Consider the following 20,501-nt stretch of genomic DNA (forward strand, 5'->3'; position numbering starts at 1 on the left):
TAGCCACAGATTTAAGGAGAAGAGCATGTTCACGCGGGCTGGTATAGCTTTGGCAAGTCTTATTGCCCTGCTTGGTGTCGCGAGTTGTGGCAGCAGTGATAATCCGAAATTGCTTAACCTTGCGGCCTCGAATGATGGACCGGACGAGTTTTCTGTTCTCCCGACGAAACCGCTTCAAACCCCTCCAAACTATAGGGATCTTCCCGTTCCGACACCCGGGGGGAGCAACATTACTGACTTGACGCCATCAAGTGATGCAATTGTCGCCTTGGGCGGGAAGCCAAACGGTGGCTCGGCGGGATCAGCGGCCTTAATGAACTACGCGCTTCGATATGGCGTTGAAGCAAATATTCGCCAAACGCTTGCCAAAGAAGATTTGAGCTGGCGGAAAGCAAACGACGGGCGCCTTTTGGAGCGCTTGTTCAACATAAACGTCTATTTCAAAGCCTATAACACAATGTCATTGGATCAGTACCAAGAGCTTGAAAGATGGCGGGCCGCAGGGCGCAAGACGCCGGCGGCTCCTCCCAACCCAAACATTGAATAGATGACGACTTCTCACGTCTTCGTATGGAGGCTTGATGGTTTGCAAAGAGTGATTACCCTATTTAGGGACCCCAACGGAGAAACTTTATGACTCGCGTTTTTAGTGCGCTAGCTGGCCTCGTCCTTCTTTCCATCCCAACAGTTTCAACGGCAGAACAACTCACAACATATACGCTCGATAACGGCATGGAAGTTCTTGTGCTTGAGGACCACCGCGCACCCGTCGTGGTGCAAATGGTCTGGTACAAGGCAGGGGCTGCTGATGAGCCCGCCGGAAAATCGGGAATCGCGCATTTCTTGGAGCATCTGTTGTTTCAAGGAACCGAGACTCTGGCACCTGGAGAGTTTTCCAAAACGGTCAGCGCCCATGGCGGCACCGATAATGCGTTCACAAGTTGGGATTACACGGGGTATTACCAACGTATAGCGGCGGACCGCCTTGAATTGGTGATGCGGATGGAGGCGGATCGTATGCGCAACCTTCAGCTTTCCAACGACGATGTGTTGCCCGAGCGCGACGTGATCCTTGAAGAGCGCAACCAACGTACCGAAAATGATCCGGGGTCCCTGTTTTCAGAGGAACGCGGCGCGGCGCAATACATGAATCACCCCTATGGGATTCCTGTGATCGGCTGGAAGCATGAAATGGAATCGCTCACGCTTGAGGATTCGCTCGCGTTTTATCGTCGGTATTATGCCCCCAATAACGCGATCCTGATTGTTGCTGGCGATGTTGATCCAGAGAATGTTCACGCGCTCGCCCAAGAATACTATGGTGTCCTAGAGCCTACGGTTGATTTGCCCGAACGGGTGCGTCCAATCGAGCCCCCCCAACGCAGCGAACGTCGCTTAACGTATTCCGATCCGCGCGTCGCACAGCCCTATGTTATGCGTACCTATTTGGCTCCTGAACGCAATGCGGGAGCCCAAAAAAACGCCGCTGCGCTTGTTATGCTATCGGAAATTCTCGGTGGAACGGGCGCGACGTCGGTGCTTGGGAAAAAACTGCAATTCGATACGAAAAACGCGATCTATGTCTCAGCGTTCTATGAAGGGATGTCTCTTGATGAAACGACATTCGGTTTGGTGATGGTCCCAGTTCCGGGCGTCTCTTTGGACGAAGCAGAAGATTTACTTGATACCGCTGTGGCCGAGTTTATCAGCGAAGGTGTCGATCCTGAGCAGCTTGAACGGATCAAATTGCAACTCCGCGCGGGCCTTATTTATGGCGAAGACGATGTCGCCAGCGTGGCCCGCCGTTATGGCGAAGCTTTGACAACGGGCCTCACCGTTGAAGACGTGCAAGCGTGGCCGGATGTCCTCCAGTCCATCACGGAACAGGACATTCTTGAGGCCGCAGAAAAAGTGTTCGATAGAAGCAATGCGGTGACTGGTTTTCTAACAAATGAAGGGGAGGCAAGCCAATGATGCGTGCTTTCAAAACGGCTCTTGTGGCTTTGACTTTGGCAACCCCTTTGCGCGCCGAAGTGGCCATCCAAGAAGTGGTTTCGCCTAAGGGAATTACCGCGTGGTTGGTCGAGGAACATTCAATCCCGTTCACCGCGATTGAGATTTGGTTCAAAGGGGGTGCAAGGCTTGATGAACCCGGAAAACGCGGTGCGATCAACCTTATGACGGGCCTCCTTGAAGAAGGCGCTGCGGGTTTGAACGCCCAAGAGTTTGCGACCGCCCGAGAAGAACTTTCCGCTTCGTTTGGATATACGGTTTTTGACGATACCCTCGTCGTTTCCACGCGGTTTCTAACGGAAAATCAAGACGAAGCGATTGAGTTGTTGCGCACGAGCTTGTTAGAGCCGGACTTTAATCCGGACGCCATTGAACGTGTGCGTGGCCAAGTCGAATCCATTATTCGAAGTAACGAGAAAAGCCCGAACGATATTGCTTCCAATACCCTCAACAGCATGGCGTGGGGCGATCATCCCTATGCGACGCCGCGCGTTGGAACGCTCGAAACGGTTGCGGGAATAACTCGCGACGACCTGATTCAAGCCAAGGCGAACACCCTCACTTTGGACCGTATCTATGTCGGTGCCGTGGGAGATATTTCACCTGAAAAACTTGGCGAAGTTATAGATACACTCCTTGGCAGTTTGCCCGAAGTTGGCCCTGATCTTCCTGAGCAAGCAGTTTATGGCTTGCCCAAAGGTGGCGAGACCGTCGTACCCTTTGATACCCCGCAATCCGTGGCGCTTTTTGCCCACGAAGGGATCGCCCGCGATGACCCAGACTTCTTTCCAGCCTATGTGCTGAACCAAGTGTTGGGTGGCAGTGGATTGGGTTCAACTTTGATGGATGAGGTCCGTGAAAAGCGCGGATTAACCTATGGCGTATCGTCGTTTTTGGCGCCGCGTGATCAAGGTGCGCTCATCATGGGGCAAGTGGCGTCTGCCAATGAACGGATCGGCGAAGCGATTGCCGTTATTCGCGATGTCTGGGCGGATATGGCTGAGAATGGCGTGACGGAGCAACAGCTGGAAGACGCAAAAACCTTCCTCACAGGGGCTTATCCACTGCGCTTTGATGGCAACGGAACCATCGCGGAAATCATGGTTGGAATGCAGGCCGAAGACTTGCCAATTGATTACATCGCGACGCGGAACGACAAGGTAAATGCCGTGACGATGGAGGATATCAAGCGTGTCGCTAAGCGGATTCTGCGCCCAGACGATTTGCATTTCGTGGTTGTCGGGGAGCCTGTAGGCGTGGGTCTTGGTCAGTAACCAACCCTTGATTTCTGCATAGTCGAATCGGCCTTAGGCATGCTAATCCTAGTGGTATGCCTGATGGAAACCCCAATATGAGCCCAAATAGTACCGCCACGATGCCTGTAATCCGTCAACTCGACGACTCCGCAATCAATCGGATTGCGGCGGGTGAAGTGGTGGAGCGGCCAGCATCTGCGGTCAAAGAGCTAGTTGAGAATTCAATCGACGCGGGGGCCACCCGAATTGAGATCACCTATGCTGATGGCGGCAAGACCTTTATCCGCGTGGTGGACGACGGATGTGGGATTCCAGCACAAGATTTGCCCCTTGCGATGGCGCGTCACGCCACGAGTAAAATCGACGGGAGTGACCTTCTCAACATTCATACATTCGGTTTTCGCGGAGAGGCGCTGCCTTCCCTCGGTGCCGTTGGGCGCTTGAAAATTACGAGCCGCCCAAAAGGTGAAGAGGCCGCGACGATTTCGACCGCAGGAGGTGTTCAATCGGCCGTAAAACCCGCAGCCCTTACGTCCGGAACGGTCGTTGAATTGCGCGATTTATTTTATGCCACCCCTGCGCGGCTGAAATTTATGCGGACGGACCGCGCAGAAGCGGGGGCGATTACGGATGTCGTCAAGCGTTTGGCGATGGCGGAACCACACGTCGGGTTTATCTTGCGGGATGCATCGGGAGGGGGGGCCGAGCGGGTTACCTTTCGCGCGGATCCAGAAAACGGTGACCTTTTTGATGCGCTCCATGCGCGTTTGCGTAAAATTCTGGGTGCAGAGTTTGCAGAGAATGCGCTGCTGATTGATGCCGAACGCGAAGGTATTTCCCTGACGGGTTATGCGGCCCTTCCGACCTACTCGCGCGGGTCGTCCGTTGCGCAATTCCTGTTTGTGAATGGTCGCCCCGTTCGGGATAAAATGCTCGTTGGGGCGTTGCGGGGCGCGTATTTCGATTTCCTTTCGCGCGACCGTCACCCTGCGGCAGTTCTGTTTCTAGAGGTCGAGCCAACACGGGTTGATGTGAATGTTCACCCCGCAAAATCCGAGGTCCGATTCCGTGAACCCGGTGTGGCGCGTGGGTTGATCGTTTCGGCCCTCCGTCATGCATTGGCGCAAGCGGGGCATCGCGCGAGTACCACCGTTGCGAATGCGACACTCGGAGCGTTTCGCACTGAAACGTCTGAACCAAGCGCCGGAGCGCCACGGATTTACCAGATGGACCGTTCCGCCCCCGGCGCATCTTACGGGGCGTATAGCGCACCGCCTCCCTCCAGCAATTTTGGTTTCGCAGAGGGCGGGTTTTCGGCTCCTTCAGCCCGAGTAGAGCCGCTTATTGAGGACGCGCATGAGGTTGCCAGCCGTAGCGCGCTTCCTTTGGGAGCCGCGCGGGCACAAGTGCATGAAAATTATATCGTGGCGCAAACCCAAGATGGTATGGTTATTGTTGATCAACATGCCGCGCATGAGCGATTGGTTTACGAGAAGCTGAAAAAGCAAATGGCGCAGAATGGTGTCGCGACACAGGCCCTTTTAATCCCCGATATTATCGAACTTTCCCAAGGGGACGCAGAAGAAATCCTCTCAGTTTCTGAAGAACTTAAAACGTTTGGGTTGGTGATCGAACCCTTCGGTGCGGGCGCAATTGCGGTGCGGGAAACCCCTGCGATTTTGGGGACAGTGAACGCGCGCGGGATGATTCTTGATATTCTGGACGAGCTTTCCGATTTGGGGGACAGCCATTCTGTTCAGGCGCGAATTGAGGCGATCCTGTCACGGGTGGCGTGCCACGGGTCCATTCGCTCGGGGCGCCGCATGCAAGCTGATGAAATGAACGCGTTGTTGCGCGAAATGGAAGCCACGCCACATTCTGGCCAATGCAATCATGGTCGCCCAACATATGTCGAACTTAAGCTGTCGGACATTGAGCGACTGTTCGGACGCACATGATTACCATCAACGATATTGACTATGCCTATTCAGACCCGCGCGTAATCGCGTCGTTCGTGGGGATATGTATTGTCGTGCTTGTGCTTGTGATGCTCGGAAAAATGGTCCGTGCGAGTGGGCAAGCGGCTAAACTCACGGGCCCTATGATGAGTCAATTGGGGCAACTTTCCTATGCCGTCGAAAACTTAGGGAACGGGCAGGAACGGCTTGCGGGTGGGTTGCAATCCAGTGCCGAAACACAGGCGTCGTCGCACAATCAAATTCTACAAACGATGGAAATGCGTTTGGCAGCGGTGCAACAGAACATGCAGGAACGCTTGCATGATAGCTCTGTGAGAGCGGCACATACGATGGCTGAAATGCAGGAAAAACTTAACGCTTCCGTTCATGGTAGTTCGGTTCGGACCACGAAATCCCTGACGGAATTGCAGGAGCGGTTGGCGACAATCGACAAAGCGCAGGCCAATATTGAAAAATTGTCGGGCGACGTTTTGGGGCTACAAGATATCTTGTCTAATAAGCAGACGCGCGGCGCGTTTGGCGAAATTCAGCTCAATGATATCGTGACCAAGGCCTTGCCTTCGGATGCCTATACCTTCCAAGCGACCCTATCGAACGGCAAACGTGCAGATTGTCTGATCCACCTTCCCAACCCTCCCGGTCCGATTGTTGTCGATAGCAAATTCCCGCTTGAGGCCTACGAAGGCTTGCGCAATGCGGAAACAAAACCTGAGCGCGAAATTGCGGCACGGGCGATGCGCACTTCCGTTCGCGCTCATATTAAGGCGATTAGCGAGAAATACATCGTTGAAGGCGAAACCGCGGAGGGGGCGCTTATGTTCCTACCGTCTGAATCCGTATATGCAGAACTCCACGCCAACTTCCCTGAAATCGTGCGTGAAGGGTTTGCGGCGCGGGTTTGGATCGTATCTCCGACGACTTGTATGGCGACGCTTCACACCATGCGCGCTGTCCTAAAGGACGCCAGAATGCGGGAACAAGCAGGGGCAATCCGCAAGGAACTGGCGCTTTTGCATGGAGACGTTGATCGTTTGGGAACGCGGGTTGAGAGTCTTGATCGCCATTTTGGACAGGCCGCAAAAGACATCTCTGAAATCAAGGTCTCGGCGGACAAAGCGGGGCGTCGCGCTCAGCGTTTGGACAATTTCGATTTCGAGGAAATTGCACCCGATCCAGAGGTGGTTGCCCCGCTGATTGCTGAGTGATCAGCGAGGAAAATCTTGTTATAGCGCGGATTTGAGCGCGAGGAATTGCGCTTGTGGCTCAATTGCTGTCATCCAGTTCTCAACCAATTTCAGATCCTTCGGCGCGGCGGAAACACCAACAGGAAGTTCGCGATTGAGAATGGATTCGATCGCCAGCGTCATGGTGACGGACACAAGGCGCGACATCGCAGAACCGCGCGCATCGCCCCACGCATCCAGCACATATGTTTTGTGATAAACGGGGATACCGTCGCGCTCCGCTTCGAAATCGACGCACATAACTGTGCGATCAGGTTCGTCCTTCTCATAGGCGTGATCGCGCCACATCTGATCTGACATCTCCTGCAGGCGTGCGTCGCCTTCTGGCCCACTCACGGAGCCAATCTCGTTGAAAACGTCGGCCCAAGCATCTGCCCAACCATTGAGGCGAAGTGTGCCACGTTCGAATTCCTTGACCTTCCAATGTTCGTCAAAATGGTACTCTTCCATGAAGGGCAGCGAGTCGCGGTTTGGGTAAACTTCAAAGGTCTCAGGTGTGGGAAGCGGGGCCACATAGTTTCGAATGGCATCCCATGAGTGGGTCATATTGAGAGGTGTGAAATTGCGGATGGAGCGACTTGGCGCGATAAGGGCCTTGAGCACGCCAATTGGCGACCAGCTAAATTTGTACCGAAACGCATTTGAGATTTTAGGAACACCACCACAAAAGCTTTTGAATGAAATAACGTTGTTCACGTCATAGGCATCCGATGCGCGATAGTCGGCCACAAGGTGGTGGGCCATTAAATGGTCTATCCCCGGGTCGAGGCCAACTTCACTGACTAAACACAGGCCCTTCGCGCGCGCTTCGGTGTCCAGTGCCGCCATTTCGGGCGAGATATAGGAGGAGCAAACGAAATGCGCGTTCTCTGCGAGGCAAATTTTTGCGACGGGTAAATGAAAGTCGGTTGGCAGCATGGAAACGGCGATGTCTCCCGCTTTGAGGTCCGCTTGGAGCGCGTCAAAAGCGAAAATCTTGATGTTTTGGGTCAAGTCGCCGACAGCTTGGTCGGCCTCCTCAAATGTGCGGTTCCAAACGGTCACGTCATGGCCTGCTTCAAGTATGCGACGAAGTCCGGGGACGGACGAAAGGCCAGTTCCACACCAATGAATTGTCATACTGGCGTCTCCTATTTATGTGTGTTGAAAGTGGTTTCCGCCCGTGCCCAAACACCAGTCGACAGGTCAGTTAGGGTCAAGAGGGAAGGCAGCAATTGAGACGCATAGTCCATCGAACTTTCGACGGGCAGCATTGAGGGTAGGTTGTCGATCGCGGTTACATCGAGCACAGGGTTGGTCGCGACTCGCAGAGCCGGTTCTTCCCAGGTGGTTGTCCGATCATAGACTTTGATTGGTGAAAAGTCGCTGTCAGGATCACAAGCTATATCGCCGATAACCGAGAGTTTGCGGGGCGCGGTTTTGGCGCTTTCCGGTACGAAGACAGATGTGCCGGGGCGTGCGAGGATGCAGTTCAGGAAGATTTCATGGTCAAGCACTTCTGGGAAAGGTCCACCCGACGCGGTTTCGGCCATATCCCATTTTGTGACGTAAACTCCGAGCGCTTCGCACAGGTCCGCAGCCCCCGTTCCAACCCGCCCAAGAGCGCCAATCACGAGGGCAACAGGTGGTGTGAATCCGCGCAGTTCAGAGCCTAACTCAGCCAAAAGTGCGTCTTTTCCGGCATAAGAGTGTACCGCAGCGCAGGCCTCTCCGCGCTGTTGGGCTGTCCAGCATTTGAGACTAACAGCTGCGCCCGCGAACCCCGCCCAATAACCAAAGGCCGCAACACGACGTCCGTCCATGTCCACGAGGTATTCAAGATCATAGAGCGTTCCGCCACCGGCGATAAAGCGGTCCAGTAGGATACGGCCAGAGGGTTGGCCTTTGTAGGCATGACCGAACATAATGTGTTTATGGGATAGGGGGGTACCGTCATCAGGAAGCTCTTTGAGGCCGAAAATGATGGCATCGGACGGCGCTGTCGGCCAGCTATTCTCGGGGGCAATTTCGCATCCGGCATCAATGTAACCTTGAAGCGGAATAGCACGTACGGAGCTTTTCTCCACCGTCACACGCAGGCCAGCTTTCTTAAGTTCGGCCGCACCTTCTGGCGTCAAGCCAACACGATCCTCATTCTCGCGCTGCTCTGCGCGCACCCATAAATGTGTCATCGTCACCTCCCTGTTTGACACAGGAGTAGGACAAGAATGTGCAATGGGCAATCGTAGTGATTGGGTGAAAGTTTCGTGTTGGGTACGCGGAGGCGCATATCGGCTACGAAATGGCGGAAAAAGGCGGGGATGTGTCGCAGAAAGTGTGGGCAGGGGGCATGGGTTTAGGAGTAAGCTGGCCGTAATAGGGAGAATGGCATGTCGGATTCAGTTAGTTTTACACTCGATGGGCGCAACGTTGTTGCACACGAAGGCGAAAGCATTTGGACCGTCGCAAAGCGTGAAGGCGTGGACATTCCGCATTTGTGTCACAAGCCCGCCAAAGGCTATGATCCCGACGGAAACTGTCGGGCCTGTATGGTTGAAATCGCGGGCGAACGTGTTTTGGCGGCAAGCTGTGTGCGACGCCCGACCGAAGGTATGGATGTAAAATCAGAGTCTATTAGGGCCCAAAGCGCCCGAAAGATGGTGATTGAGCTTCTGGTCGCTGACCAACCTAAACAGGAGGTTGCCCACGACAAATCTTCCGAGTTTTGGAAACAAGCTGCGTTGCAAGGTGTGTCCGAAAGCCGTTTTCCAAAATTGGATAAGATTCGCGTTCCGCTGCTAGACAATTCCCATGTCGCGATGAGCGTGAACCTTGATGCCTGCATCCAATGCGGCCTGTGCGTGCGCGCCTGTCGTGATGTTCAGGTTAATGATGTGATCGGCATGTCAGGGCGCGGTCACGACGCCTATCCGACGTTTGATTTGGCCGACCCCATGGGCGATAGCACCTGTGTGGCCTGCGGTGAATGTGTGCAAGCTTGCCCAACTGGGGCGCTTATGCCTGCGGCGGTTTTGGATGGCGCACAGACAGGTGATTCCGAGGATTACGACAGTGAAGTTGCCAGCGTCTGTCCCTTTTGCGGCGTGGGCTGTCAGATTTCACTGAAGGTCAAAGATGGGCGCGTGAAATTTGTCGAAGGGCTGGACGGGCCAGCAAATGAGGGGCGGCTTTGTGTGAAAGGGCGGTTTGGTTTTGACTATATCCATCATGCGCACCGCGTCACAAAGCCACTGATCCGTCGCGATGACGCCCCAGAAAAGGGCCTCAACGTCGACCCTGCCAATCCCCTCACGCATTTTCGCGAAGCAACATGGAACGAAGCATTGGACGTGGCGGCAAACGGGTTGGCGCATCTGCGCGATACCCATGGCGGTGCGTCGGTCGCCGGATTTGGCAGCGCGAAATGTACCAACGAAGAAGCCTACTTGTTCCAAAAAATGATCCGCCAAGGATTTGGCCATAATAACGTCGATCACTGCACCCGTCTTTGCCACGCATCCTCGGTGGCGGCTCTCATCGAAAATGTCGGTTCTGGCGCGGTCACGGCCACCTTTAACGAAATCGAAAATGCCGATGTGGCGATTGTGATTGGCTGCAATCCCGCCGAAAACCATCCCGTTGCGGCGACCTATTTCAAGCAGTTCACCAAGCGCGGTGGCAAACTGATTGTTATGGACCCGCGCGGCCAATCCCTAAGCCGTTTTGCTACCCATATGCTGCAGTTCCGTCCCGGTGCGGATGTTTCCCTACTCAACGCGATTATGCATGTGATCGTTGAGGAAGGACTTTACGACGCCGCCTATATCAGCAGTATGACCGAGAATTGGGAGGCGGAAAAGGCGCATCTTGCCGACTTCTCTCCAGAGAAAATGGCCGACATCTGTGGGATAGATGCCCAAACTCTTCGCGACGTGGCACGCACATTCGCCGCGGGGAAAGCGGGTATGATCTTCTGGGGGATGGGGGTTAGCCAGCATATTCACGGCACGGACAACTCGCGCTGCTTGATTTCGCTGGCGCTTATGACAGGAAATGTCGGTAAATCTGGCGCGGGGCTGCATCCCTTACGCGGCCAAAATAACGTGCAAGGCGCTTCGGATGCTGGGCTAGTACCAATGTTCCTGCCCGACTATCAAAGTGTGACGGATGACGGGGTTCGCTCCGCTTTTACCTCGGTTTGGCAGAGTGGCGATTTTAGCGCTGAAAAGGGCCTGACCGTGACCGAAATTATCAATGATATCCACGCGGGAAACACACGAGGAATGTATATTCTGGGTGAGAACCCCGCGATGTCCGATCCAGATGTGACTCACGCCAGAGACGCGCTGGCGAAACTTGAGCATTTGGTCGTTCAGGATATTTTCGTCACCGAAACGGCCAATTACGCGGATGTCATTCTTCCCGCGAGCGCCTTTGCCGAAAAAACCGGAACCGTGACCAACACCAATCGACAGGTGCAAATGGGGCGTCCCGCCGTTGCCCCTCCTGGCGATGCGCGCGAAGATTGGTGGATCGAAGTTGAACTGGCAAAACGCTTGGGACTGAATTGGACCTACACGCATCCGAGCCAAGTTTTCGCGGAAATGGCCCTCAATATGAAGAGCCTTTCAAACATCACTTGGGCAAGGTTAGAGACGCAAAATGCAGTAACTTACCCAAGCCTTTCACCTGAAGATCCCGGTCAGGCCATTGTGTTTGGCGATGGTTTCCCGCGCGACAATAATCGCGCCAAATTTACGCCTGCGGATGTGATTGCCCCTGACGAAGCACCAGATGCTGAGTATCCGATGATTTTGATAACGGGTCGACAGTTGGAGCATTGGCATACTGGATCAATGACCCGCCGAAGCAAAGTTTTGGATGCGGTGGAGCCAGAGGCGAACTGTTCCCTGCACCCCAAAACACTGCGCGCGTTGGGTATTACTGCGGGTGATTTCATTCGATTGACCACCCGTCGTGGAACCGTTGCACTGATGGCGCGGGCGGATCGTGCGGTTGCCGAGGATATGGTATTTTTGCCGTTTGCATTCGTTGAGGCCGCCGCAAATATCCTGACAAATTCAGCGATCGATCCTTACGGAAAAATTCCGGAATTCAAGTTTTCTGCGGTGCGAGCGGAAAAAGTCGTGATGTCGGAGGCGCTCTAAAAGCGGCTCAATTTCGTTTCGCTAGGCATTAATCGCATGTCATTTGGCTTGGGGGACAAAAGACGTCTTGGAAATTTGGAATTGGTACCTATGTACATTTCAACTGGGGTGTAAAATCCTATTTTGAGTGAGGCCAGCGCGCTTGCAGTAATCGCGCGCAAAAAAGTGCCCAATGAGGAACCAGAATGAGAAACGACTGGGATGATCTGCGCACTATTTTATTTATGGTGCGCCACGGATCTTTGTCCTCCGCAGCACAGGCGTTGGGTGTGAATTATACGACGGTATCGAGACGAATTGCCCATGCTGAAGAGCAATATGGCACGCGACTTTTTGATCGACTCCCGCAAGGGTATGTTCCAACCGATGCGGGGCGGGAAGCAGCAGAATTTGCCGAACGGATGGAAACCTCCGAAACGGAATTTCGTCTCAAGGTCGCGGGACGAGAGGCGCAACTGTCGGGAAGTCTCAAAGTTACGGCACCACAACTTCTATTCGGTCGTCACCTCGCGACGGTCTTGGATCAGTTCCTAAATCTGCACCCAAATGTGAACCTTTCCATTCGCGCAAGCAATGAGGTGTTGAACCTCAATCGTCGCGAGGCGGACCTTGCAATTAGGATAAGCGATTCCCCCGGTGATACCCTGATGGGGCGGCGATTGACGGGGCAGAAGACGGCATCTTTCTGTACGCGTGAAGTGTATGAACGGATTGAGGCGGATCCAGCAAAACGGGTTAATTGGCTCGCCTTCTCCCATGCTATGGCCTCACCCTTAGATTCGTATCCAAATGGCCGCATTAGGCTCGTTTTTGACGATATGGCTGCCCTGCTGGAGGCGACGAAAGCGGGCTTGGGTGTCGCGCGGTTGCCTCTCTTTTTGGGGCGCGAGCAAAACCTCATTCTGGTGCCATATCTTCCACCGCAACCCTTCCTCGACATCTGGGTCGTGGCGCATAAAGATTTGTGGGCCAACGCAAAAGTAGTGGCTTTTAAAGAGCTTCTGGTTGCGTTTTTTCGCAAGAATAGAGCCTTATTTGAGGTCGCGAGTTAGTCCCAAGTGACGTCGCCAAGGAAAATGTATCCGGCACCATAAATCGTTTTGATAAGCTGAGGGTTTTTGGGGTCTTCGCGCAACTTCGTGCGTAGCCGCGAGATGCGGACATCCATCGCGCGATCAAAGCTTTCGCCTGCTGCGCCGCCAAGGTTTTCCTGCATCTGTGCGCGGGAGATAAGGCGTTTGGGGCTGTTAAGAAACATGCGCAGGACTTCGCCTTCTGCATGTGAAAACGGCGTTTCTACACCGTCTTTATCGCGCAAAACGTAACTGTCAAATTGCGCTATCCACCCCGAGAAATGTGCCGTCTCGGAAACACGTCCGACGGGTTTTGTGCTTCGCATACGGGCACGCACACGGGCGACCACCTCGGAAGGATCAAAGGGTTTGATGATGTAATCATCCGCGCCAAGTTCGAGACCCGTGATGCGATCCTGAACCTGCGCACGACCAGAAATAATGATGATTGACGCACCACTTTCCAGAGCAAGACGGTGCACCAACGCAAGGCCGTCCTTGTCGGGAAGTCCCAAATCAACGAGGCATACGTCGGGCGACGAGGTTTTTAGAGAGGCTTCAAATTCTGTTGCTCTAGCGAAACTCGCTGTGCGGTATCCAGCCTCTTGGAGGGCGTCGGCGAGCATGCGGCGGATTTCTGGCTCGTCGTCGAGAATTGTCACGAGAGGCTTGGTCATTTGGGGTCCTTTGCGGCAAGGAAAGCCGTTAATTGCTTTCTATCGAAAGGCTTCTGAAGGACAGGATAGCGTGTAATCGCAATGTTGTGTAGCGGATCGTTTGGGGGGCGTGAGGTCATGAGATACCTTGGAACGGTTAGACCCAACGCGCCCAATTTATCCATTAGTTCGAGGCCCGTCCCCTCGCCGCGGAGAGAAATATCGGAAATTACCATCCCGACGCCAGACAGTTGAGCGAGTTGTAACGCTTCCTGCACCGTTTCGGCTTCGATAACAACGTGGCCTTCCGAAATCAACATATCGCGTACAGAGAGGCGAATTTCGGGCGAGTCTTCGACCAGAAGAACCATGGTTGCACTGACGGTTTTTGGTGCGGCCCTGAGCGGGAGTTTAATGGTGACGCGCGCGCCTCCATCGGTGTTTTCCAGGGCCACTTGCCCACCTGCTAGCTTGGTGAGATCATAAACCATAGAGAGGCCTAGCCCCGATCCTTCGCCGCCTTTAGTGGTGAAAAAGGGACTTAGACCGTTGATTAGAGCCTCTTTTGAAAATCCACTCCCCGAATCCGCGACTTGAATCTCGAGCCACGTATCCTGTTCGGCTCGCGCGGTTAATTCAATGCGTCCTGAGTTGGCCCCGATTGCATCGCGAGCGTTGAGCACCAAATTGAGCAGTGAGTCCTGAAGGGAGCCTGCGTCCAACATAAGAGGCTCTAACAGGCCCACATGGGACGTGGTTAGGTGCACGTCTTGACCAAGGCTCGGAGTCGCCAAGACTACGATCTCGCGCAAGAGATTGGGAACATCGCAGGGGGCAGGGTGCATTGGGCGCGGTCCTGACATTTTACCGATGTTATCAAGCAAAACACCGCCACGTCGGGCTGCTCCTTGAGTGGCGGTAATCAGCTCTTTGGCGTCGTCGGGTAAACCCATGCGGGCCAATTGGGCCTGCATACCCAAAATAATCGTCAGTAAGTTGGCGAAATCATGTGCCAAACCAGACGTCATTTGAGCGGCGAGTTCCTTCTTATGGGTTTGAGAAAGTGCTGCGCGGGCTTGGGTTTCTTGCGTGATATCCATCGAGAGAATGTACACGCCCGTGATCTCATTTTCCCGTATGTCCGGCGTAAATGCGACCCTAATGCGGCGGGTAGAGACTTCATCAGTGAATTCAAACACAGAGGCTTCGCCTGCAAGCGCGCGCTCTAAATACGGCCCCGTTTTCGCATAGGCGGCCTCGCCGAGGGCCACGCGCATATGCAACCCGAGGATATTGTTTGGACGCCCCGGCATCACCGACGACAGGCGCCGATTAGAATAGGTGTACAGCCCGTCCGGATCCAAATGCGCAATATGCGCTGGCATCATCTCGGTCGTGAGGCGCGTTCGGGCCTCAATTTCGGTGAGTTCGCGTTTTGCTTGCTCAAGCGCACCGATCGTCGCTGCCAATTCGCGGTTGGTTGTTCCGAGTTGCTCGGAGTGGCTCAAAACTTGGTCCGATAGGGTTTCCGAGCGCGCCCGCAAAAGGGCCTCTTGGCGTTTGATCGGCGTGATGTCGGTATAGACCGTGACCCAGCCCCCCTGCGGCAGGGGCGCCCCCTCGATGGAGACAACTTGACCGTTGGACCGAACCCGTTCGATGTAATGGGGCTCAAAGGCGAGCGCCACGTCTACGCGTTCTTGCACAAAGCTCTCAACGTCATCGACTTCGCCGTATTCCAAGCGCTCGGTGAGATATCGAATGGTGTCGATAAATGTAGCTCCGGGGGTCACGAGCCATTCGGGAAGGCTAAACATTTCCTGAAACCGTGCGTTACAGACGACCAGTTTCAAATCGGCATCATAAATCGAAAGTGCCTGTTGAATAAGGTTCAAACCTGCTTGGGTATAGCGCGCGATGGAGGCTTTTGATTGTATCATACCCTATCGCTATCAGGGGATTTCCCTCTGGAGAAGCCCCAACGTTGCGTTGTTACAATTCGAAATAGTTCGGAAATAGTCAGGAACAATTTGACCGCTAGATAAAAAGGGCCACGCTAGAGCGAGAGAGAATCGCAAAAGCGACTGTGACCGTCGGGGGGAGCTGACGGTAGGGAGGAATACGCATTGGCCCAAACGAATTCAGCGTTGCCAGAGGCAGCTGAGAACTTGCAATCCATACCTGCGCTTTTGGCGCGGAACCTAAAGGTATTTCCAAAAAGCCCCGCCTTTCGCGAGAAAGAGTATGGCATTTGGCAAACCCAAACATGGGCGGACGTCGCAGCAGATGTTGAGGCATTGGCGCTAGGGCTTATTAATATTGGTGTAAACACGGGCGATTTTGTGGCGATTATCGGTCGCAATCGCCCGAGCCTGTATTGGTCGATGGTTGCGATTCAAGCGACCGGTGCGATCCCCGTTCCCCTTTATAATGACGCAAATGCCGAAGAAATGGCCTATGTTTTGGGGCATTGTGGTGCGCGGTTCGTGATCGCAGGCGACCAAGAGCAGGTCGATAAAGTTATTCAGGTTCAAGAGGGTCTGAAGCAATTTGAGCACATGATTTATCTCGATCCACGTGGGATGCGGAAATACGACCACTCGAAATTGCATGAATTTTCGCACGTGATGTCGCAAGGACTTGCTGCACGTGACGAATTGGCACCTGAACTGGCCAAGCGTACTGCATTGCTTAATTACGACAGCATATGCGTTATGCTCTATACGTCCGGAACGACAGGCAAGCCCAAGGGGGTTGTTCTATCAAACCGTAATATCATCGAAACCTCCAAGGCCTCGTCCCAGTTTGACAATTTGAACGTTGACGATGAAGTGCTCGCATATTTGCCAATGGCATGGGTTGGGGATTTCATCTTCTCGATCGGTCAGGCGTTTTGGACGGGTTTCTGTGTAAATTGCCCAGAAAGCCCCGACACAATGATGACGGACCTTCGCGAGATTGGTCCGACGTATTATTTCGCGCCGCCGCGGGTTTTTGAAACGCAATTAACCAGCGTCATGATCCGCATGGAGGATGCTGGGAAATTTAAACAGTGGCTTTTCCACAAATGTATGGGGTTGGCGAAACGTGTTGGCCCCGCGATTTTGGACGGAAAAGAGGTTAGCAGTATTGACCGCCTGAAATACAAATTGGGCGAGGTTCTGATTTATGGGCCGTTGAAAAACACACTTGGCTTTAGCCGCGTTCGCGTGGGTTATACGGCGGGCGAAGCGATTGGGCCGGAAATTTTTGAATTTTATCGCTCCCTCGGCATCAACCTCAAACAACTTTACGGTCAGACCGAGGCCAGCGTGTTCATAACGCAGCAACCCGATGGCGAAGTGCGCAACGATACCGTGGGCGTCCCAAGCCCCGGTGTGGAAATCCGTATTGCCGATACGGGCGAGGTTTTCTATCGCTCGCCAGGTGTTTTTGTTGAGTATCTTAAAAACCCCGAAAGCACGGCGGAAACCAAAGACGCTGAGGGCTGGGTTGCCACAGGCGACGCGGGCTTCATCGAGAAAAAATCCGGTCATTTGCGTATTATCGACCGTGCAAAAGACGTGGGAAAAATGGCGACAGGGGCGATGTTCGCACCGAAGTTTGTTGAGAATAAACTGAAGTTCTATCCCAATATCCTCGAAGCCGTGGTCTTTGGCGCAGGGCGGGACATGTGTACGGCCTTTATCAACATCGACCTAACGGCGGTGGGAAATTGGGCTGAGCGCAACAACATCGCCTATGCTTCCTATCAAGAACTTGCGGGGCATCCCCAAGTCTTGGAAACCATCCGCGATCACATTGCCGAAGCGAACAAAAGCATCGCCCAAGATGAAATGCTTGCGGGATGCCAAGTCCACAGATTCCTCGTTTTGCACAAAGAGCTCGACGCGGATGATGGCGAGATGACACGGACGCGCAAAGTGCGTCGTCGGGTTATCGAAGAGAAGTTCGTTGACCTCATTGATGCGCTTTACGATGGTTCGGATGAAATTTTCACCCGCACAGAAGTGACCTACGAAGACGGTCGCAAAGGCGAAATAAGCGCAACACTCTCGCTATTAGATGTGGCCGTGCAGCCACTAGACGCAAAGGTGGCCGCAGAATGACCACGAATGATATCGGATATGTAACCGCAGATGGCCGTCAAATCGGCGGCGTCATGATGGAAATGAAAAACATCACCCTGAAATTCGGCGGCGTTGTTGCGATCAAAGACATCAGTTTTGACATTCGCGAAGGCGAAATCCGCGCGATCATTGGCCCAAATGGGGCGGGCAAGTCGAGCATGCTTAACGTGATCTCTGGGTTCTATAATCCCCAAGAAGGTGACGTGCTGTTTCACGGCAAAAAACGTCCTCAAATGCGCCCGTATAAAGTTGCCCAGCAAGGGATCGCGCGCACATTTCAAAACATCGCCTTGTTCGAGGGCATGAGTGTTTTGGACAACGTCATGACAGGCCGATTGACCCATATGAAATCGAGTCTTTTCAGTCAGGCGATTTGGTGGGGCAAGGCGCAGGCCGAAGAAGTTGCCAACCGCGAAAAAGTCGAAGAAATTATCGATTTCCTCGAAATCCAAAGCATTCGCAAAACCCCCGTCGGGCGTCTGCCGTATGGTCTTAAGAAACGGGTTGAGTTGGCACGTGCGCTGGCCGCCGAGCCGAAACTTTTGCTGCTTGATGAACCGATGGCGGGCATGAACGTTGAGGAGAAAGAGGACATGAGCCGCTTTATCCTCGATGTGAACGATGAATTTGGCACAACAATTGCCCTTATTGAGCACGATATGGGCGTGGTGATGGACCTTTCTGATCGCGTTGTTGTGATGGACTACGGCAAGAAAATTGGCGACGGGACACCCGAAGAAGTGCGCAACAATCAAGAAGTGATCGACGCCTATTTGGGAGTCTCCCATGATTAAATCATCCGCCGTTTCGACAATACATTTCGTGGAGAACGCCAATGCCTGAACAATTCCTTTGGGCCGCTGAGGTCATGGTGAACGGGCTGATGGCTGGGGTGCTTTATGCCCTTGTTGCGCTGGGCTTTGTGCTTATTTTTAAGGCGTCTGGCGTCTTTAACTATGCTCAGGGTGTCATGGCACTTTTTGCCGCGCTGACCCTTGTGGGAATTATGGACGGTCAAGTTCCGTTCTCGCATCTCATCAACGCGGTTTTTGGAACCGATATCCATGAATTTGGGTGGCATGTACCAGCCGTTCTCGCGATCATTCTAACCGGTGTTGTGATGGTCGGGCTGGCAATTCTTGTGGAGCGGTTCGTGCTGCGGCATCTGGTCAACCAACCCGATATCATCCTGTTTATGGCAACGATTGGCCTCGCCTACTTCATGGAAGGCATGGGCGACCTGATGTGGGGCTCCGAAATCAAGGCGTTAAACGTCGGCCTTCCACAGGGCATTTCCGAAACCGTCGAAGAGGTGACCTACAACTGGTTTGGCTATGGCTTCTTCATCGACCGTTTGGACATTGTTGCGACGGGTATTGCTGCGCTCTTGGTGGCTGGACTTACGCTTTTCTCGCAATATTCGAAACAGGGTCGCGCCTTGCGCGCAGTTGCCGACGATCATCAGGCCGCTTTGTCGGTAGGCATATCGCTGCGCTTTATCTGGATCCTCGTTTGGTCGATCGCTGGGTTTGTCGCGCTTGTCGCGGGAATGATGTGGGGCGCAAAATCAGGCGTGCAATTCTCGCTTTCGTTGATCGCTCTCAAAGCCTTGCCCGTCTTAATGCTCGGCGGATTTACATCCATACCCGGCGCGATTGTGGGGGGCCTAATTATCGGCGTGGGCGAAAAACTGTTTGAGTTTTCCATCGGTCCGATGGTCGGTGGCGCCACCGAAAACTGGTTTGCCTATGCGCTTGCGCTGGTGTTCCTCGTGTTCCGCCCACAGGGGCTGTTCGGCGAAAAAATCATCGAGAGGGTGTAAATATGACCTTGGATTTTACCATCTTGAAAAACGGGGAGGGGTCTGATGCTCTATCGTGAAGCCGGTGATTTTAAGACCACTTACAGTGAAGACAACCAGACCTTTCCGATCAAATTTGATCGCATCGGCTACTACGTCATTATGTTTGTGGCGTTCTTGGTTATCCCATTTTTCATCAATGATTACTGGGCCAGCGCCGTTTTTGTTCCGTTCCTGATCTATGCAATCGCCGCGATTGGACTGAATATTCTTGTCGGATACGCCGGTCAAGTGAGCTTGGGAACGGGCGGTTTTATGGCCGTTGGGGCATATTCTTGTTACAAACTGATGACGTCCTTTCCCGATGTTTCAATCCTCGTTCACGTTGTTATCTCGGGTATAATCACGGCGTTGGTTGGTGTTTTATTTGGCCTGCCGAGCCTACGCATCAAAGGGTTCTACCTTGCTGTTGCCACGCTCGCGGCGCAATTCTTCCTCGTGTGGCTGTTTAACAAAGTTCCATGGTTCTACAACTATTCGGCTTCGGGCCAGATTTCCGCGCCCGAAAGAACTGTTTTCGGCATCGAAGTGACGGGTGCAAATACGGACGCCTGGGCGAAATACCTTGTCTGTTTGATCTTCGTGACGGGGTGCGCGTGGCTTGCCCGCAACCTCACACGCGGAACAATCGGGCGCACATGGATGGCGACGCGCGACATGGATATCGCTGCGGAAATCATCGGGGTGAACCCCCTCAAGGCCAAATTGACGGCCTTTGCTGTTAGCTCATTCTTTGTAGGGATTTCAGGCGCGCTCTTTTTCTCGGTCTATCTGGGGTCGGTTGAGGTTGGTGAAGTCTTCGGTATTAACAAGAGTTTCCTTGTGTTGTTCATGATTATTATCGGCGGTTTGGGGAGTGTTTTTGGAAGCTTTGCGGGTGCGGCCTTTATGGTTTTGATGCCGGTGCTTTTGAAAAATGTACTCGTGGGCGGCTTGGGCTGGCCCACCGATATTGCGGCGCATTTTGAACTGGTGATTGTAGGGGCACTGATCATCGTGTTTCTCATCGCTGAACCACATGGCCTCGCGCAACTTTGGCGCGTGACAAAAGAAAAACTAAGATTGTGGCCCTTCCCGCATTAAATGGGGCGGCGCAAATAGATCGAGGGGAAAACCCTCGGCACAACTCGAACATTGTACCC

Annotated in this window: 15 protein-coding genes; 11 read left to right on the forward strand and 4 right to left on the reverse strand. The window is 53.6% G+C overall.

The window, feature by feature from the left end; genetic code table 11:
- The first annotated feature begins 25 nt into the window (after positions 1-25).
- From AB9F26_RS13590 to AB9F26_RS13610, 5 genes are all read left to right on the forward strand, one after another.
- Positions 26-547, forward strand: a complete 522-nt coding sequence (locus AB9F26_RS13590) for a DUF3035 domain-containing protein (RefSeq protein ID WP_335584031.1) — start codon at positions 26-28, stop codon at positions 545-547.
- Between the two features lie 86 nt (positions 548-633).
- The gene (locus AB9F26_RS13595) at positions 634-1,974 is read left to right on the forward strand and encodes a M16 family metallopeptidase (RefSeq protein ID WP_369768269.1); all 1,341 of its coding nucleotides are present in this window, start codon (positions 634-636) and stop codon (positions 1,972-1,974) included.
- Positions 1,974-3,287, forward strand: coding sequence for a M16 family metallopeptidase (locus AB9F26_RS13600; protein WP_369768284.1), 1,314 nt, complete (start codon positions 1,974-1,976; stop codon positions 3,285-3,287). Before AB9F26_RS13595 ends, AB9F26_RS13600 begins: the two co-directional genes overlap by 1 nt.
- 56 nt (positions 3,288-3,343) lie before the next feature.
- Positions 3,344-5,227 (forward strand): DNA mismatch repair endonuclease MutL, encoded by a 1,884-nt coding sequence (gene mutL, locus AB9F26_RS13605; RefSeq protein WP_369768270.1) that lies wholly within the window; start codon positions 3,344-3,346, stop codon positions 5,225-5,227.
- The gene (locus AB9F26_RS13610; protein ID WP_335584034.1) at positions 5,224-6,453 is read left to right on the forward strand and encodes a DNA recombination protein RmuC; all 1,230 of its coding nucleotides are present in this window, start codon (positions 5,224-5,226) and stop codon (positions 6,451-6,453) included. The genes mutL and AB9F26_RS13610 overlap by 4 nt, the downstream gene beginning before the upstream one ends.
- 18 nt (positions 6,454-6,471) lie before the next feature.
- Here the strand turns inward: AB9F26_RS13610 and AB9F26_RS13615 are convergent, their stop codons facing one another.
- Together AB9F26_RS13615 and AB9F26_RS13620 are read right to left on the reverse strand one after the other, a co-directional pair.
- The gene (locus AB9F26_RS13615) at positions 6,472-7,611 is read right to left on the reverse strand and encodes a saccharopine dehydrogenase family protein (protein ID WP_369755309.1); all 1,140 of its coding nucleotides are present in this window, start codon (positions 7,609-7,611) and stop codon (positions 6,472-6,474) included.
- An 11-nt stretch (positions 7,612-7,622) separates the two neighbouring features.
- Positions 7,623-8,663: a saccharopine dehydrogenase gene (locus AB9F26_RS13620; RefSeq protein ID WP_369757680.1), complete on the reverse strand. Its 1,041-nt coding sequence runs from the start codon at positions 8,661-8,663 to the stop codon at positions 7,623-7,625.
- Between the two features lie 198 nt (positions 8,664-8,861).
- Here AB9F26_RS13620 and fdhF point away from each other — a divergent pair, with 198 nt between their 5' ends.
- Both fdhF and AB9F26_RS13630 read left to right on the forward strand, forming a co-directional pair.
- Positions 8,862-11,639, forward strand: coding sequence for a formate dehydrogenase subunit alpha (gene fdhF, locus AB9F26_RS13625; RefSeq protein WP_369768271.1), 2,778 nt, complete (start codon positions 8,862-8,864; stop codon positions 11,637-11,639).
- Between the two features lie 185 nt (positions 11,640-11,824).
- On the forward strand, positions 11,825-12,691 hold the full coding sequence (locus tag AB9F26_RS13630) for a LysR family transcriptional regulator (RefSeq protein WP_369768272.1): 867 nt from the start codon (positions 11,825-11,827) through the stop codon (positions 12,689-12,691).
- On the opposite strand, the gene AB9F26_RS13635 is transcribed toward AB9F26_RS13630, so the two are convergent.
- Both AB9F26_RS13635 and AB9F26_RS13640 read right to left on the reverse strand, forming a co-directional pair.
- Positions 12,688-13,389 carry a response regulator transcription factor gene (locus AB9F26_RS13635; protein ID WP_369768273.1) on the reverse strand — a complete coding sequence of 234 codons (702 nt, stop codon included), beginning with the start codon at positions 13,387-13,389 and terminating at the stop codon, positions 12,688-12,690. The genes AB9F26_RS13630 and AB9F26_RS13635 overlap by 4 nt on opposite strands.
- The gene (locus AB9F26_RS13640; protein WP_369768274.1) at positions 13,386-15,308 is read right to left on the reverse strand and encodes a PAS-domain containing protein; all 1,923 of its coding nucleotides are present in this window, start codon (positions 15,306-15,308) and stop codon (positions 13,386-13,388) included. The genes AB9F26_RS13635 and AB9F26_RS13640 overlap by 4 nt, the downstream gene beginning before the upstream one ends.
- Before the next feature lie 186 nt (positions 15,309-15,494).
- On the opposite strand from AB9F26_RS13640, the gene AB9F26_RS13645 reads away from it, so the two are divergent.
- From AB9F26_RS13645 to AB9F26_RS13660, 4 genes are read left to right on the forward strand one after another with little or no spacing between them, the layout of a single operon-like run.
- Entirely contained in the window at positions 15,495-17,477 is a 1,983-nt protein-coding gene (locus AB9F26_RS13645) for an AMP-binding protein (protein ID WP_369768275.1), read from the forward strand.
- Positions 17,474-18,292 carry an ABC transporter ATP-binding protein gene (locus AB9F26_RS13650; protein ID WP_369755301.1) on the forward strand — a complete coding sequence of 273 codons (819 nt, stop codon included), beginning with the start codon at positions 17,474-17,476 and terminating at the stop codon, positions 18,290-18,292. The genes AB9F26_RS13645 and AB9F26_RS13650 overlap by 4 nt, the downstream gene beginning before the upstream one ends.
- Before the next feature lie 41 nt (positions 18,293-18,333).
- Entirely contained in the window at positions 18,334-19,320 is a 987-nt protein-coding gene (locus AB9F26_RS13655) for a branched-chain amino acid ABC transporter permease (RefSeq protein WP_335584039.1), read from the forward strand.
- A 45-nt stretch (positions 19,321-19,365) separates the two neighbouring features.
- Positions 19,366-20,442 (forward strand): branched-chain amino acid ABC transporter permease, encoded by a 1,077-nt coding sequence (locus AB9F26_RS13660; protein ID WP_335584040.1) that lies wholly within the window; start codon positions 19,366-19,368, stop codon positions 20,440-20,442.
- The last annotated feature ends 59 nt before the right edge of the window (positions 20,443-20,501 follow it).

This window comes from Falsihalocynthiibacter sp. BN13B15 (assembly GCF_041205415.1).
In the GTDB taxonomy this organism is placed as follows: Bacteria; Pseudomonadota; Alphaproteobacteria; order Rhodobacterales; family Rhodobacteraceae; genus Falsihalocynthiibacter; species Falsihalocynthiibacter arcticus.

Excerpts from the sequence above, each read along its gene's own strand:
- AB9F26_RS13590 (WP_335584031.1), top strand. The coding sequence starts at position 26 with ATGTTCACGCGGGCTGGTATAGCTTTGGCAAGTCTTATTGCCCTGCTT.
- AB9F26_RS13595 (WP_369768269.1), top strand. The coding sequence starts at position 634 with ATGACTCGCGTTTTTAGTGCGCTAGCTGGCCTCGTCCTTCTTTCCATC.
- AB9F26_RS13600 (WP_369768284.1), top strand. The coding sequence starts at position 1,974 with ATGCGTGCTTTCAAAACGGCTCTTGTGGCTTTGACTTTGGCAACCCCT.
- mutL (WP_369768270.1), top strand. The coding sequence starts at position 3,344 with ATGCCTGATGGAAACCCCAATATGAGCCCAAATAGTACCGCCACGATG.
- AB9F26_RS13610 (WP_335584034.1), top strand. The coding sequence starts at position 5,224 with ATGATTACCATCAACGATATTGACTATGCCTATTCAGACCCGCGCGTA.
- AB9F26_RS13615 (WP_369755309.1), bottom strand. The coding sequence starts at position 7,611 with ATGACAATTCATTGGTGTGGAACTGGCCTTTCGTCCGTCCCCGGACTT.
- AB9F26_RS13620 (WP_369757680.1), bottom strand. The coding sequence starts at position 8,663 with ATGACACATTTATGGGTGCGCGCAGAGCAGCGCGAGAATGAGGATCGT.
- fdhF (WP_369768271.1), top strand. The coding sequence starts at position 8,862 with ATGTCGGATTCAGTTAGTTTTACACTCGATGGGCGCAACGTTGTTGCA.
- AB9F26_RS13630 (WP_369768272.1), top strand. The coding sequence starts at position 11,825 with ATGAGAAACGACTGGGATGATCTGCGCACTATTTTATTTATGGTGCGC.
- AB9F26_RS13635 (WP_369768273.1), bottom strand. The coding sequence starts at position 13,389 with ATGACCAAGCCTCTCGTGACAATTCTCGACGACGAGCCAGAAATCCGC.
- AB9F26_RS13640 (WP_369768274.1), bottom strand. The coding sequence starts at position 15,308 with ATGATACAATCAAAAGCCTCCATCGCGCGCTATACCCAAGCAGGTTTG.
- AB9F26_RS13650 (WP_369755301.1), top strand. The coding sequence starts at position 17,474 with ATGACCACGAATGATATCGGATATGTAACCGCAGATGGCCGTCAAATC.
- AB9F26_RS13655 (WP_335584039.1), top strand. The coding sequence starts at position 18,334 with ATGCCTGAACAATTCCTTTGGGCCGCTGAGGTCATGGTGAACGGGCTG.
- AB9F26_RS13660 (WP_335584040.1), top strand. The coding sequence starts at position 19,366 with ATGCTCTATCGTGAAGCCGGTGATTTTAAGACCACTTACAGTGAAGAC.